Below are 14490 nucleotides of genomic sequence, written 5' to 3'. Positions count from 1 at the left end.
GCATAACAATCAAGATTTACTTACTTAACGGTCAGTATAAGGCGTTATGTTCATATAAAAAACCGTTTTAATGACTTATGCTTCACGGATTACATTTTATCTTTAAGCGCAGGATAATCGTCCGCAAGCGACGCATACCAGCCTTGATTGGCGCTGTCATTACTGCTTGACTCGAGCAATAAAGCCGCCAAATCGGCAAAGTTTGCATGGGCAGTATGTCCGCCATCGGCTTGGGTATCTTCCTCAATCGCTAGCGTGACTTGCCCGCCGGTCATCGCCAGATAAACTTCCGCCAAAATCTCCGAGTCAAGTAACGCGCCGTGGAAAGTACGGTCTTGTTTACCGACATCTAAGCGACGAACCAGAGCATCTAGGGTATTTTTTTGCCCCGGATATTGCTGTTTTGCCATCATCAAAGAGTCGGTCACTCGTACGCGCTCGGCAAAGTCGTGCATGCCAACTTTGGCAAACTCCATATTTAAGAAGTTCATATCAAAGGTAGCGTTATGAGCGATGATTTCGGCACCGTCCATAAAGTCATAAAGCGCTTGAGCCACTTGATCAAAGGTCGGTTTATCGGTTAAAAACGCTTCAGAGATTCCGTGAATACGAATCACCTCCTCATCCATTCCGCGCTGCGGATTGATGTAGACGTGCAGTTTCTCGCCGGTAAATTTACGCCCGACTAACTCTACGATACCGACCTCAATAATGCGGTCGCCCTTCATAGGGTCAAGACCGGTGGTCTCCGTATCCATAATGAGCTGGCGGTCAGATTCATGGCGGTGGATAGGTTTGGGTAGCAGGGGTATAAAATGCGGATTGGCTCGGCTAGTGTCACCATCGAATGTCGGTGTGTCCGTGTCTATGCGAGCTTCCGTTTTAGTTTCTACTTCAGTATCCATATTGGTATTTATATCTGGCATATCGGTGTGTCTCATGGGTTCGCTAGCATTGTACGGATTGTGATTCTCTTCCACTAACATATCTGTGTTTGCCATTGTATTTGTTATTGTATTTACCATATCGTCAGTAAGATTTTGGCCATCTAATAGCGACTCATCAAGCTCATCATCCATCATATCAAAGCCTAATGGGTCAAATTTTAACCAATCATTGCTCGGACTCTGCTTGTTATCAGTCATCAGTCGGTCTTTTTTTTAGCAGAATCTTGCAAGCTAGCGGTTTTCAAATCTTCACTGCTAGACGTCACGCCCAAGTTTGCTAGCTCGTCAGCTTTTTCATTGCCCGCGTGTCCGGCGTGACCTTTCACCCAGTGCCAAGCGACATCGCGCTGCTGGCATAGCGCATCTAATTGCTGCCAAAGGTCTTGATTGGCGACCGGTTTTTTGCTGGCCGTTTTCCAGCCGCGTTTTTTCCAGCCTTCAATCCATTCGGTGATGCCTTTTTTGACATAGCTTGAGTCTGTCCAAATCTCAAGGATTTGCTCACGCGGGCTATGGGTCAATGCTTGTATCGCACCCATCAGCTCCATGCGATTATTGGTGGTTACTTGTTCACCGCCATACAAATCCTGCGTCTGCCCATCGCTAAATATTAAGTGCGCGCCCCAGCCGCCAGCACCTGGATTGCCTTTACAAGCGCCGTCGGTATAAGCAACCGTCGTATTTGCTTTGGCAGCAAGCGGATTGCTCGTATTAAATGAACGCGCTGAAGTAGAGTTTTCTGACATAAAAAAGTATGAGCCTAATAAGTAATAAACATCGAGCAAAGAGGGTTTCTAGCGTTATTTTTGCACAGGCTAGCACCATCTATTTTAGGGTTGAGTATAGCAAATCTTGCTTGTTTATGGTCGCTTATCTATCAGTGACTGCTAGGAATAAAAACCATAAAAGGGCAAAAGCACATATCATAGCGGTAACGCTGCCGTTTTCTGTTAAAATAGCAGTGATTGTGCGGACATACCTTAGCGCAATATGCACAATATAAGCTTTTATGTACCAATGCAGGATAAATCGATGATGTCCGTAAGCTCGAGTGTTTTGAATAAAAAATTAACGCCCTTAATGGTTGCTCTGGTCGCAAGTAGCGCGCTGTTTTTGAGTGCCTGTAATGACAGTAATACGCCGGCTGATGCCAAAAAAGCTGAGGCGCCAGCGGATTTATCCATATTTGCAGGCTGCTATACGGTCAGCCATGATGAGCCAGCGCAAATAAAAGTCAGCCAACAGGGCGGCGGTTGGGTTATGCAAATGAAAGAGCCGGCCAGCGCTAAGCGCGTTTGGGATGACGCTGAACCGTTAGAGGTGCTTGCAAAAAGTGATATCCCGACGTATTTTTCTATCGACCCTGACAATGTCGACGCGGTGATTGGTCGTCCAGACAGAGTGCTGGTGTTGGCGCATGTGAAGCCTGTTTATGCCAATATCGATCCGCTACTAGATAGTGAGTACTTGTCTTACATTTATCGCGGTGCCAATACCATTTATCGCGTCGAATGTGATGACGTTAATACCGATATTTTAGCCAATCCTCACGCCAATATCGTTATTGATAACGTCAATGACGGTATGTAATTGGCCTTTATAAAGCAGTATTTATGATAAACAACCCTCTAATCAGAGTCGGGCAATATGAATTTTTTTAGTTATGTGGTGTTAGGCGGATTTTGTTACGCGGCCGGTTGGGCAGTAAGAACCTATATCCTCGATAAACAGCCAAAACCTGAGCAGCCTTATCATCTCAAACATCCCACTATCTTGGGCTATCTCGGCGCATTTTTCGTAATTATGCTGATTGTGTCATGGCTCATCGGTCGCTATTTACTCGGCCATGTGGCTATTGACTTGCCATTTATTATCATTAATAGCCTTATAGGCACCTTTGTCTACTCGTTTGGTCTAAATCCAGAAAAGCCAAGCTATGATGTGCCTGATTAATAAAAAATTAAAAGGCTGAGTGCTTAAATATATTTAAAATTTTCTATTTTAAGCCTATAAAAACACGGTCAGTGCAGGCGTCATTGACCGTGTTTTTTATGGGATTGCTTATCAGGTTATTTATCTGCTTTTTTTAAGCTTTTACTTTTATCTTCAAGTTTTTTATCGTTAGGCTTTGAGTTGTCGTCTTTAGCTTCTGTTTGCTTATCTTTCCAGCTTTTGTATTTTGCCAAATCCTTTTCTACAAGTTTCAGACAAAATCTGAGTACCAAGACGTCATCGATATGACCGATAAAGGGGATAAAGTCAGGAATGATATCGATAGGGTTGATCACGTAAAGCAGGCCAACGACGGCTGCTGAAATGGTTTTATAAGGGATATTGTGATAGTTGCCTTTATAGTAGTCCTTGACTAAGCTCATCAGCAGGAGCAAGTCCTTGGCATAACTCTCAAGACCTTTTTCTTTTTCGAGTTGATCCTTCAGCTTATCTTCTTTACCTAAGATGATTTTAATACTATCGATCAGACTTTTATTGTCTTTCTCTTTTGCACTTTCTTGCTCAGCCATCTTTATAATCCTTTTATATCTATCATTATTGTTTGTTGTTCAACGCGCTTTACTATAGCAAGAGTCGGGTCTGTAGCCAAATAAGACGGCAAGTAACTCTGTATCGTTTTGTTGTCTATTAAAATGCCAAATGCTCCTGACTTAAGCGTTCTATACTGCTCGAGTACTAAATAGTATCCCAACCTGCGTTATAATACGCGCTTTGTTTCAATAATGGTTGCTAGGGTAAGCAGCAATTAAACGGTAAAAAAGGTAGCATCATGACTAAGATATCATCCAAGTTAAATCGTCGCCAGTTTTTACGTCACGTTGGTATTGGTGCCGGAGCAGGGCTTCTAGCGACGCAAAATATCACTCGGGCGTTGGCTACAAATGCTATTGAGCAAGATAGCGGTACGCAGCTTACCAAGGATGATTTACCAACAGCGTTTTCAGATGAGCATTTGTCTTTTAAAGGTGAGGCACAACCAGCGCCAGCAAGATGTATCGTCCCAACGATTGAAACGCGGCTTTTTGCTAGCTCTAATGTCGGTGGTAGTGACGAACGTAATGAGTTGGCGTTAGAGCGTTTAGCCTGCGCGGGTTTTAAAGTGGATAATCCGGCAATTACCAAACGGCAGTATTTGCGCTTTGCGGGTACGGATTCGCAGCGTGCCAGTGACTTGCAAAACATCGCTACGGGTGCGATAAAAGCACCTAAACTGCTACTTGGGGTACGTGGTGGCTACGGTGCAGTGCGAGTATTACCATTGGTGGATTGGTCAACGCTTGGGCGTATTATGAAGGAGCGCGGTACGATACTGGCGGGCTTTAGCGATGTGACGGCGATCCAGTGTGCGCTACTGGCAAAAGGTAGCATGAGCTCGCTTGCGGCGCCAATGCTTTATAGCGAGTTTGGCAAAACCAAACCGGATCAAGTCAGCTGTCGCCAATTCGTAGAAGCATTAACCAATTCTAATTTGACGATTAATATAGCAGATGCGTCTTTAACCAGTGTAAATTTACCCAGTATTTTGACAAATTCTGAGCCAAAAACTCTAACCGGTACTATGTGGGGTGGGAATCTAAGCGTGTTATCGGCGTTGGCAGGTAGTGAGTATTTGCCACGGATCAAAGATGGTATCGTATTTTTAGAAGACGTCGGCGAGCAAGCTTACCGCATCGAGCGCATGCTCTATGATTTGTATTTGGCAGGGGTGTTTAAAGGTCAGCAAGCGATTGTATTCGGTGCGTTATCAGGTAGCGGTGAGGACAGTTATGATAAGCGTTATGATGTCGCCACCGTGATTCGTCAATTGCATCAGCTAACAGGATTGCCGATTTATAGCGGCATGCGCTTTGGTCATATTGCCCAAAAACACAGCTTTCCACTGGGAGCCACGTGTCAGATAAGCACAAATACTGCGGGCGGCTATCAATTGATGTTTAGCGACTATCCAACGATTAAAGCTGATGCCATTTATGTCGAAGGTTTGTGGCAAAAAAGTTTAAGCCTATAGTCAAATCCAAATAAATCAGATACGTAGCTATCAAGTCGCTCAATGAAACGTTGTTTTTCTTGCGTGCTGTGCCTACGCCGACAGAGGCTGCGAAAAACAACGTTTCATCTCGCTGTATCGTTTTTATATCCAATGAATGATATAAAAATTGTTGCTGTGATAAATTTATTGCAGCCACGTATGACTTCTAAAAAGTCTACTATCAAGTTAAATCGCCAGTCGTGAAAATTTATCCTGATATTCTTTTGGGGTCAGCTCAGTCGCGCGTTTAAACAGCCGCGTAAATGAGGAGATATCATCGTAGCCAACTTGCTCCGCGAGTGATTTAATCGTCACATCGCCCAATTCTAATAAACGCTTTGCCTGCTCAATGCGCACTGCTTGAATATACTCAATCGGGCGCATCGCCACGCAGGATTGAAAGCGTCTATTCAGTGTGCGCGGGGTGATATTGACCATCGCTGCCAAGCCGCTAACTTGAATGGGTTGTTTGAAGTTTTCCTCGATAAACTCTTGTACTCGCTGAACCAATTGGTCCGCATGCGGTTTATGCAATGTCACATTGGTATAGCTGTTTTGATTACCGCGTTTACTATCAATAATCTGAGTTTTTGCCACTTGGGTAGAAATTTCACGCCCGCAATAACGCTCGATTAACAATAATCCCAAGTCATAAAAGGCGCTACCGCCTGCCGCACAAAATATATTGCCCGATTGTTCTTTTGACTGGCTTTTTGATTGAGTGACAAATTGGTTTTCTTGCAAATCAACCAGTGGAAAATCTGCCTTAAACTTACTGGCATAACCCCAATGGGTGGTAGCTACTTTGCCATCGAGCAAGCCTGCTTTTGCTAAAAAGAACGCGCCGCTACAGTTACTAGCGATATCGGCTTTGGTATTTGCCAGTCGCTGCAAATGCGGAATTAGAGCGTTATTTTGGCTCAAGACTTTATCGATGGAATCGCCAATGGTTGGAATTAATAATAAGTCGCACTCTGTGACTTCCTGAATATCGCCATGCGCTTGCATGATTAAGCGGTTGCTACATCTGATATCAACGCCGCCAAGACTGGCAATTTGCACGTTAAACCTTGGTTCTACTTCTTCATCCAAAAACCGCTGCCAACTCACTCCAGTAAACGAAAATAAATCTAATGCGCCTGTCAAGGCGCTGCCGAGCACGCCATCGAAGCCAACGATGATGACCTTAAAGGGTTTAAAGTAGGGCATAAGCGCTTATTTTCCTATGAAAAGACGTATTTAAAACGTCAGTTTATTAGTAGTTTTTCCCAAATTTGTATATCAGTTTTGTCTTATTTGACCATAATTATGTCATAAATGACAATACGGTAAGGCGTTAAATTAGATTAATATCAATGCATCACTTGTTCATCACCGCTTATTTATCATTATCATAATAGGGAAATGACTATGGCCGCAGATACACTTATCAACGACTTTGAATTACCGTTTCAACTCTACGATGTATTAGGGGTTGAGCATTTAACCAAGCATTCGAAGTTTGCAGAACACAGCCGTGAAACTTTTGATGCGGTATTAGGCACTGCCAATAAAATCGCCACCGATTTGTTTTTACCGCACAACCACGTAGCGGATAAAAACGAGCCGCAGTTTGACGGCAAAAAAGTCAGCATGATAGACGACGTAAAGGTTGCTTTTGATGCCTTTCGCGAGTCGGGCTTTATCGCGGGTCGTTATAGTTTTGACGATGGCGGCATGCAATTACCCGAAACCGTGATGACGGCGGTAGCAGGCTATTTTATGGCGGCCAACCCATCGACCACCGCTTATCCGTTTTTAACCACGGCGGCGATTAATGTCATTTCTCATTTCGCCAGTGATGAGATTAAAAATGCCTTTATGCCGCGTATGCTAACCGGTGAATTCACTGGCACCATGGCATTAACAGAACCACATGCAGGCTCGTCGCTTGCCGATATCAAAACCACTGCCGTGAAACAAGAAGACGGATCATACCGTATCAAAGGCAGCAAGATTTATATCTCAGCAGGCGATCACGAACTGTCTGACAATATCGTGCATTTGGTATTAGCCAAAGTGCCGGGTGGACCCGCTGGCGTCAAAGGTATTTCGTTATTTGCCGTACCCAAGTATCGTTTAAACGATGATTTATCAGTCGGCGAGCGTAATGACGTCCATTTAACTGGACTTATTCATAAACTTGGCTATCGCGGCGCAACTTCTACGGCGTTAAGTTTTGGCGATGCAGGCGATTGTCACGGCTATCTTATCGGTGAAGAGCATTTTGGCCTGCGCTATATGTTCAAAATGATGAACGAAGCGCGTATCGCAGTTGGCTTTGGTGCAGCGATGATTGGCTATCGCGGTTATCAGTATTCGCTCGATTATGCCAAAGACAGAACGCAGGGCAGAATCGCACCGAATAATAAGCCTGAAGATGCGGCAACGGCAATCATTCAGCATGGTGACGTTAAGCGCATGCTGCTGGCGCAAAAAGCCTATAGCGAGGGCGGTATTTCACTCTGTCTATATGGCTCAAATCTGATTGACCGTATCAATACCTGTGAAGATGCCACGTTAAAAAATGAATTGACAGAGTTGCTAGACCTGCTGACGCCAGTACTAAAAGCATGGCCGTCTGAATACGGTCCAAAAGCCAATGATTTAGGTATCCAAGTATTGGGCGGCGCAGGCTATACACGTGAGTATCAAGCCGAGCAGTTTTGGCGTGATAACCGTCTTAATCCCATTCATGAAGGCACAAATGGCGTTCAGGCACTAGATTTGTCATTTCGTAAGTTATGGCAAAAAGGTGGTCTGGGTATTCAAATATTAAAGCGTGAAATCACCCAAGATTTAGAAATTATCAGCACACCAGAAACCGCAAAACTCGCTGGAAAGCTGACGCCTTATATGGGTCACTTACATGAAGTACTAATGCATTTAAGCAAGGTTTTACAGACCGAAAAAGCCATGGCGTTGACGGGGAACGCGCAAGCCTTGATGAATATCTTTGCCTCTATCGTGATGAGTTGGATTTGGATTCGCCAAGCGAGTAAAGCGGAGCAATTATTAAATGATACGGCCGACGTCGATAAGCAAAACTTCTATCATGGAAAAATCCAAGCAGCAAAATACTTTATCGATTGGGAATTGCCGTTAATCAAGCGCGATATTGAGCTATTAAATAATGACAATGCGGTCTGTACCGATATGCAAGTAGAATGGTTTTAATCAATTTTGCATCGTGTTTGGTATGAATAATAAATACAACGTTAAAGGAATAAATAATGACAGCTGATAACAAACAGATTAATAAGCAGTGGCGCTTAAAAGCAAGACCTGTGGGCGCACCAGACGCTGATACGTGGGAATATACCGAGACAGAACTGCCGACTATCTCAGATGGTGAGCTGCTGATAAAAATTGAATATATTTCGATGGATCCTGCAATGCGTGGTTGGCTAAACGATGCAAAATCTTATATACCGCCCGTACAGATTGGCGAGGTAATGCGTGCAGGAACGGTGGGTAAAGTCATTGAAAGTAAGCATGAGAAGTTTGCTGTTGGCGATTATGTCGTAGGTCATAACGGCGTGCAGTCGTATGCAGTCAGCGATGGTACAGGTCTACATAAAGTCGATCCAAGCCTTGCGCCATTGTCTTATTACTTGGGCGTGCTCGGTATGCCGGGTATGACGGGCTATTTTGGCTTATTAAAAACCGGCGCACCAAAAGCTGGCGAGACTGTGGTTATTTCTGGCGCTGCGGGCGCGGTTGGTAGCTTAGTTGGGCAAATTGCCAAACTCAAAGGCTGCCGCGTTGTTGGTATCGCTGGTGGTAGTGAAAAATGTAAGTTCTTAGTCGATAAGCTAGGTTTTGATGCTGCTATAGATTATAAAAACGAAAATGTGAAAAAAGGCTTAAAGCAGGCCTGTCCAAACGGCGTCGATGTCTTTTTTGACAACGTCGGTGGCGATATTTTAAATGATGTGCTGACGCAAATTAATCTGCATGCCCGTATCGTAATTTGCGGTGCGATTAGCCAATATAACAACACCACAGAGGTCAAAGGGCCATCAAATTATCTGTCATTATTGGTCAATCGTGCACGTATGGAAGGCATCGTCGTCTTTGATAATATCAAAGAGTATCCAACGGCGATGAAAGATATTGCTGGCTGGATTGGGTCAGGCGACATTAAAGTAAAAGACCATATCGTTGAAGGCATCGAGACGTTCCCAGATACCCTGATGATGCTCTTTAAAGGTGAAAACTTCGGTAAACTGGTACTTAAGGTAGAGGGATAAATTATGACATTGAATACAAATGGAATTGCATCAGACGTCACTGGTAAACGTATTTTAATCACCGGCGGTGCGTCTGGTATTGGTGCGGCAAGTGCGCTACTGCTCGCCAGTCGCGGTGCGAAAGTGGTGATTGGCGATTTGGCAGAAGCGCTTGGGGAGGCGGTTGCTCAGCAAGGGCAAGCCGCGGGCAATAGTATCGTCTTTAAAAAGGTTGACGTGAGTAGTGGTGATGAAGTGCGCGCGCTCTTTGCTTTTGCTATGGAAACGCTTGGCGGCCTTGATGTGGTTATAAATAATGCCGGTATTGACCATAAACCGGCGCCGATGCATGAGCTAAGTGACGAGGACTTTGACCGTAATATTGCCGTTAACCTAAAAGGCGTCTGGCATTGTATGCGCGCTGCTGTTGCTTGCATGGCACCTAATGGCGGTGGTCATGTGATTAATGTGGCCTCGATTGCTGGTTTACGTTCAGCGCCGCTACTGTCAGCTTATAGCGCTGCGAAACATGGCGTCATGGGGCTGACCAAATCTGCTGCTCATGAATATGCGCGCGTTAATATCCGCTTTAATGCGGTATGTCCAAGCTTTATCGATACGCCGATGGTGCGTAATACCATGGCAAAAATGGACGAGCGCGCCCAGCAAGCCACCATAAAAGCCAGCCCAATGCGCCGTTTGGGAGATGTCGATGAAGTATCTGGCGCGATTGCATGGCTGGCGAGTGATGAAAGTAGCTTTATGAATGGTCATGCCTTTACCCTTGATGGCGGCATGTTGGCTTAACATCAAAAGTATTTATTAAAATATTCAAAAATATAAGGAATAATGATGAAAGACTTATTTGATTTAACAGGTAAGATTGCTTTGGTTACGGGTGCGAGCCGCGGTATTGGCGAATCTATTGCCCGCTTATTGGCGTCAAGAGGCGCGCATGTGATTGTCTCTAGCCGTAAGATTGATGCTTGCCAAGCGGTCGCGGATAGCATCATCGCTGATGGTCATAAAGCCAGCGCCTTTGCTTGTCATGTGGGCGATATGGATCAGATTGAGGCAATTTTTGAGCATATCAAAAGCGAATTTGGTCAAATTGATATCTTGGTCAATAACGCCGCGGCAAACCCTTATTATGGGCATATCTTAGATACGGATCTAGCGGCTTTTGATAAGACCGTTGAAGTCAATATTCGCGGTTATTTCTTTATGTCGACGGCTGCCGGTAAGATGATGCGCGAGCAGGGCGGCGGGGTGATTTTAAACACCGCTTCGGTCAATGGCTTGGTCGCAGGTGACAAGCAAGGTATTTACTCAATCACTAAAGCTGCGGTGATTAGCATGACCAAAGCCTTTGCCAAAGAATGTGGTCCATTAAACATTCGCGTTAATGCGCTGCTGCCAGGGTTAACCGATACTAAGTTTGCCTCGGCGTTAACGACCAATGATAAAGTCTTAAAGATGGCGCTACATGCGATTCCGTTAGGGCGCGTGGCTAATCCTGATGAGATGGCGGGCACGGTATTGTATCTTGTGTCTGATGCTTCAAGTTATACCACGGGTGCGACCGTGGTTGTCGATGGTGGCATGCTTGCTTAGTTAGCAATGCATGTTTAAAGCGTCGAAATCATTAATGTTTAAAAATAGAAAACCGCATGACTTTCATAGTGATGCGGTTTTTTTATACCGATGTTTTTATACTGATATTTTTATTCAGCCATTTTACTTCTTGCATTACTATATTAGGGCGTGTCTTCAATTCATCTTACAATGAACGATAGTACACGCCAGATAGAGCATTGACTTAAAATTACGAGCTAACTTCTCATAGCGAGTAGCGATACTACGAAAGTGCTTAAGCCTTGCAAACATATTTTCAACAAGATGACGCAGCTTGTACAAGTAGCTATCAAATTCTGGATTAGGCTGTTTGGCATTCTTCCTTTTAGGGATGACAGGTATCATACTATGGGTACGGGCTTTGTCTCTGATGGCTTCTGAGTCATAGCCATTATCAGCGATAAAGTAATCTGCCTGTCCAATCATGTCAATCAATTCACTTGCAACTTGACTGTCGTGGACTTCACCCCCAGTGATTTTAAAATCGAGCGGATATCCATCGGCATCACAGGATAGGTGTATCTTTGTAGTTGCTCCGCCACGGCTTCGTCCAATTGCTCGATCTTCACCACGCCGAGCTCCACTTGCATGCTGGTGACACCGTATATAACTTCCGTCGATGAATACCCATTCCGTATCAACTTCTTTTCGTAGGCTAAAAAAAATTTCTCCCACAAACCCGTTTTTGACCATCGATTGAAACGGTTGTAAGCGGTTTTCCATGGGCATAATTCTTCAGGTATGTCACGCCAAGGCGCACCTGTACGCAGCTTCCACAGTATGGCTTCCATGACCTCTCGACTGTTTTGAGTGTGATAGCAGCCATGCTGTGTCATTGTTGATTGCAATTGATCCCAAAGCGTATCTGTTAGTGCTGTTCTTGCCATAACTTGTATTTCTCGCATCGACTCAGTAGATGCGGTATTGTAACTATTATTTATGCCTTATCCAATTGAAGACACGCCCTAATACTAAGTCAATAAAAAAGGTGCAGTGCGACTTTTTTTGGATTTCGCCACCTCTTTAGGCGTGCCCGCGGCGACAATAAGCCCACCTTCATCGCCAGCACCCGGGCCCATATCGATAATCCAATCGCTGTTGCTAGCGACTTGCATATCGTGCTCAACCATAATCACCGTATTACCAGTTGCGACCAGCCCATTTAACTGTGCCATCAGCAGCGCGACATCAGAAGGGTGTAAGCCAGTCGTTGGTTCATCGAGCACATACAGCGTATCGCCGCGCTGGGTACGCTGCAGTTCGGTAGCAAGTTTGATACGCTGTGCTTCGCCACCAGACAACTCGGTCGCTGGTTGCCCAAGCCGTAGATAGCCAAGCCCAACTTTTAGCAAGGCATCTAAGGCGCGCATAATTGGGGCATCATCAATGAAAAATTCAGCAGCGGCTTCGACTGTTAAATCAAGCACTTCGGCGATATTTTTACCTTGATAAGTAATTTCTAAGGTTTCGTCATTGTAGCGCTGACCATGGCACACTTGGCAAGGCGAGTAAACACTCGGCAGAAATAGCAGCTCAACGCTGACAAAACCGACGCCTTCGCAATTTGAGCAACGTCCTTTTTTAACGTTAAATGAAAAACGTCCGGCATCATAGTGCCTTGCTTTTGCTTCTTTGGTGGTGGCAAATAATTTGCGCACATGGTCAAACAGTCCAGTATAAGTGGCCAGATTTGAGCGCGGTGTGCGCCCGATGGCTTTTTGGTCAACGGTGACTAAGCGTTTTATATATTCCATACCACTGACTATCTCTCCACCTATTGGCGTTTCTTGTTCTTGCTCCAGTAAAGCCGCTTCATCGGTGGGCGCTTCAATCACAGTTTTTTGCCCAAGCGCATTGTAGACCAGTTCAACAAACGCTTGACTGACCAAACTCGATTTTCCCGAACCTGAAACGCCCGTTACTGTGGTTAATACCCCTAAAGGAAATGCCACATCTAGCCCTTGTAAATTATTACGCTCGATATTAGCAAGTTTTAGCCAATGAGTAGGTCGTCTTGGTTGCTCGGTTTTTAACTTTTGAGTTGCTGTGTCTTTACTAAAGAGATATTGTCCAGTATAGGAATCAGAGATATCACGCAAGCCTGCAACAGGGCCGCTATAGATGATTTCACCGCCATGACTGCCCGCTTTTGGTCCGACATCGACGATCCAATCGGCGTGGCGAATGACGCTGACATCATGCTCGACAATGAATAATGAATTACCCGCCGCTACCAGTTCATCTAGAGCGCCTAATAGCGCCTGAGTATCGGCAGGATGCAGGCCAGCGGACGGTTCATCGAGTACATAAACCACGCCAAATAGTTTAGAGCGAATTTGAGTGCCAAGTCTTAGGCGCTGTAGCTCACCGGGCGATAAGGTAGGCGTGGTGCGCTCAAGCGATAAGTAACCTAGCCCAAGTCTGGTTAACGCTTCTACACGCGATAAAATATCGCTGGTAATACGCTTGGCAACAATGGCTCTTTCACGGTCGGGCATATCATCGCTGAGTTTTTTATTGGCAGCGTCGTGAAGTTTTAGCGCCAGTTCAGTCAAGGTTAATTGTGACAATTCACCAATATCAAGCCCTGCAAATTTAACCGACAGCGATTCTTGCTTTAACTTTTTGCCATGGCAGCTTGGGCATTCTGAAATTTGCATGAACTGCGCCACGCGTTTTTTGGTACGTGAACTTTGGGTCGTAGCAAAAGAATGTAAGACGAAATTTTTTGCGCTGGCATAGGTGCCTTTATAATTGGGTTTTTCGCCTTTTTTAATCGCCTCGCGTACTTGCTCGAGATTGTACTCTGGGTAAACTGGCACTTCTGGGGTTTCATCGGTAAATAAAATCCAATCGCGGGTTTCCTTGGATAACGTGTCCCAAGGTTTGTCGATATCGTAGCCAAGTGTCGTCAATATCCGGCTCAGATTTTGCCCTTGCCATGCCGGTGGCCAAGCGGCAATGGCGCGTTCTCGAATGGTTTTCGTTTTGTCAGGTACGAGCAAATCTTCTGTGACCTCAAACACGCGGCCAATACCTGAGCAAGTAGGGCAAGCACCTTCTGGCGTATTTGGCGAAAAGGCATCGGCGTAGAGCATATCTTGCCCAGCAGGGTATTCGCCCGCTCGCGAGTACAGCATGCGCAGACCATTTGAAATCGTCGTCACGCTACCAACCGATGAACGTACCGACGGCGTACCGCGCTGCTGTTGCAGGGCGACGGCGGGCGGCAAGCCTTCTATCGAATCGACATCAGGCTCGCCAACTTGGTCAATCAAACGCCGTGCATAAGGCGATACCGAATCAAGGTAGCGCCGTTGCGACTCAGCAAACAAGGTACCAAATGCCAGTGATGACTTGCCTGAACCTGATATGCCAGTAAAAACAACCAACGCATTACGCGGTAAATCCACATCGACATTTTTGAGGTTATGCACTCGTGCGCCCCTGACCTGAATGCTTTCATCAGCGGCAAGGTTGTGTTTTTTGGGAGAAGTGTTAGATTTTTTATGATTAGATTTCTTATGATTGTTCGTCATACAACGCTATTCCTTTGACTAAAATCGGCTCGTTAACGCTTTGGTTTAACAATACC

General features: G+C 45.2%; 11 protein-coding genes and 1 pseudogene. 7 read left to right on the top strand and 5 right to left on the bottom strand.

Features of this window, described 5'->3' with window-relative positions; genetic code table 11:
- Nucleotides 1-89 precede the first annotated feature (89 nt).
- Nucleotides 90-1693: pseudogene (gene dnaQ, locus B3R91_RS08700) on the bottom strand (DNA polymerase III subunit epsilon).
- 286 nt (nt 1694-1979) lie between these two features.
- Between dnaQ and B3R91_RS08695 the strand changes: the two are divergent.
- Together B3R91_RS08695 and B3R91_RS08690 are read left to right on the top strand one after the other, a co-directional pair.
- The gene (locus B3R91_RS08695; RefSeq protein ID WP_286797245.1) at nt 1980-2537 is read left to right on the top strand and encodes a hypothetical protein; all 558 of its coding nucleotides are present in this window, start codon (nt 1980-1982) and stop codon (nt 2535-2537) included.
- 57 nt (nt 2538-2594) lie between these two features.
- Nucleotides 2595-2900, top strand: coding sequence for a hypothetical protein (locus B3R91_RS08690; RefSeq protein WP_191691355.1), 306 nt, complete (start codon nt 2595-2597; stop codon nt 2898-2900).
- Nucleotides 2901-3016: 116 nt separating this feature from the next.
- Here B3R91_RS08690 and B3R91_RS08685 read toward each other — a convergent pair whose 3' ends face one another.
- Nucleotides 3017-3469, bottom strand: coding sequence for a YkvA family protein (locus B3R91_RS08685; RefSeq protein WP_286797244.1), 453 nt, complete (start codon nt 3467-3469; stop codon nt 3017-3019).
- 260 nt (nt 3470-3729) lie between these two features.
- Here B3R91_RS08685 and B3R91_RS08680 point away from each other — a divergent pair, with 260 nt between their 5' ends.
- Nucleotides 3730-4968: an LD-carboxypeptidase gene (locus B3R91_RS08680; protein WP_286797243.1), complete on the top strand. Its 1239-nt coding sequence runs from the start codon at nt 3730-3732 to the stop codon at nt 4966-4968.
- A gap of 207 nt (nt 4969-5175) precedes the next feature.
- Here B3R91_RS08680 and B3R91_RS08675 read toward each other — a convergent pair whose 3' ends face one another.
- Nucleotides 5176-6198 (bottom strand): GlxA family transcriptional regulator, encoded by a 1023-nt coding sequence (locus B3R91_RS08675; RefSeq protein WP_286797242.1) that lies wholly within the window; start codon nt 6196-6198, stop codon nt 5176-5178.
- Between the two features lie 201 nt (nt 6199-6399).
- Between B3R91_RS08675 and B3R91_RS08670 the strand changes: the two genes are divergently transcribed.
- Genes B3R91_RS08670 through B3R91_RS08655 form a run of 4 tightly spaced genes read left to right on the top strand, consistent with a single transcriptional unit; the run spans nt 6400 to nt 10874 of the window.
- Nucleotides 6400-8205, top strand: a complete 1806-nt coding sequence (locus tag B3R91_RS08670; RefSeq protein WP_286797241.1) for an acyl-CoA dehydrogenase — start codon at nt 6400-6402, stop codon at nt 8203-8205.
- A 56-nt stretch (nt 8206-8261) separates the two neighbouring features.
- The gene (locus B3R91_RS08665) at nt 8262-9281 is read left to right on the top strand and encodes an NADP-dependent oxidoreductase (protein ID WP_286797240.1); all 1020 of its coding nucleotides are present in this window, start codon (nt 8262-8264) and stop codon (nt 9279-9281) included.
- Between the two features lie 3 nt (nt 9282-9284).
- Entirely contained in the window at nt 9285-10067 is a 783-nt protein-coding gene (locus B3R91_RS08660) for an SDR family NAD(P)-dependent oxidoreductase (protein WP_286797239.1), read from the top strand.
- A 42-nt stretch (nt 10068-10109) separates the two neighbouring features.
- Nucleotides 10110-10874 (top strand): SDR family oxidoreductase, encoded by a 765-nt coding sequence (locus tag B3R91_RS08655; RefSeq protein ID WP_265088591.1) that lies wholly within the window; start codon nt 10110-10112, stop codon nt 10872-10874.
- Nucleotides 10875-11030: 156 nt separating this feature from the next.
- On the opposite strand, the gene B3R91_RS08650 is transcribed toward B3R91_RS08655, so the two are convergent.
- A protein-coding gene (locus tag B3R91_RS08650; protein WP_286797238.1) for an IS5 family transposase occupies nt 11031-11782 on the bottom strand; the annotation gives its coding sequence in 2 pieces (ribosomal slippage) (nt 11031-11575 and nt 11575-11782; 753 coding nt in all).
- 84 nt (nt 11783-11866) lie between these two features.
- The gene (gene uvrA / locus B3R91_RS08645; RefSeq protein WP_286797237.1) at nt 11867-14434 is read right to left on the bottom strand and encodes an excinuclease ABC subunit UvrA; all 2568 of its coding nucleotides are present in this window, start codon (nt 14432-14434) and stop codon (nt 11867-11869) included.
- Nucleotides 14435-14490 lie beyond the last annotated feature (56 nt).

Source organism: Psychrobacter sp. UBA6291, assembly GCF_002439405.1.
Taxonomy (GTDB): domain Bacteria; phylum Pseudomonadota; class Gammaproteobacteria; order Pseudomonadales; family Moraxellaceae; genus Psychrobacter; species Psychrobacter faecalis.
The sequence above is the reverse complement of the archived record's forward strand: the minus strand, read 5'-3'. Positions and strand labels throughout refer to the sequence as shown.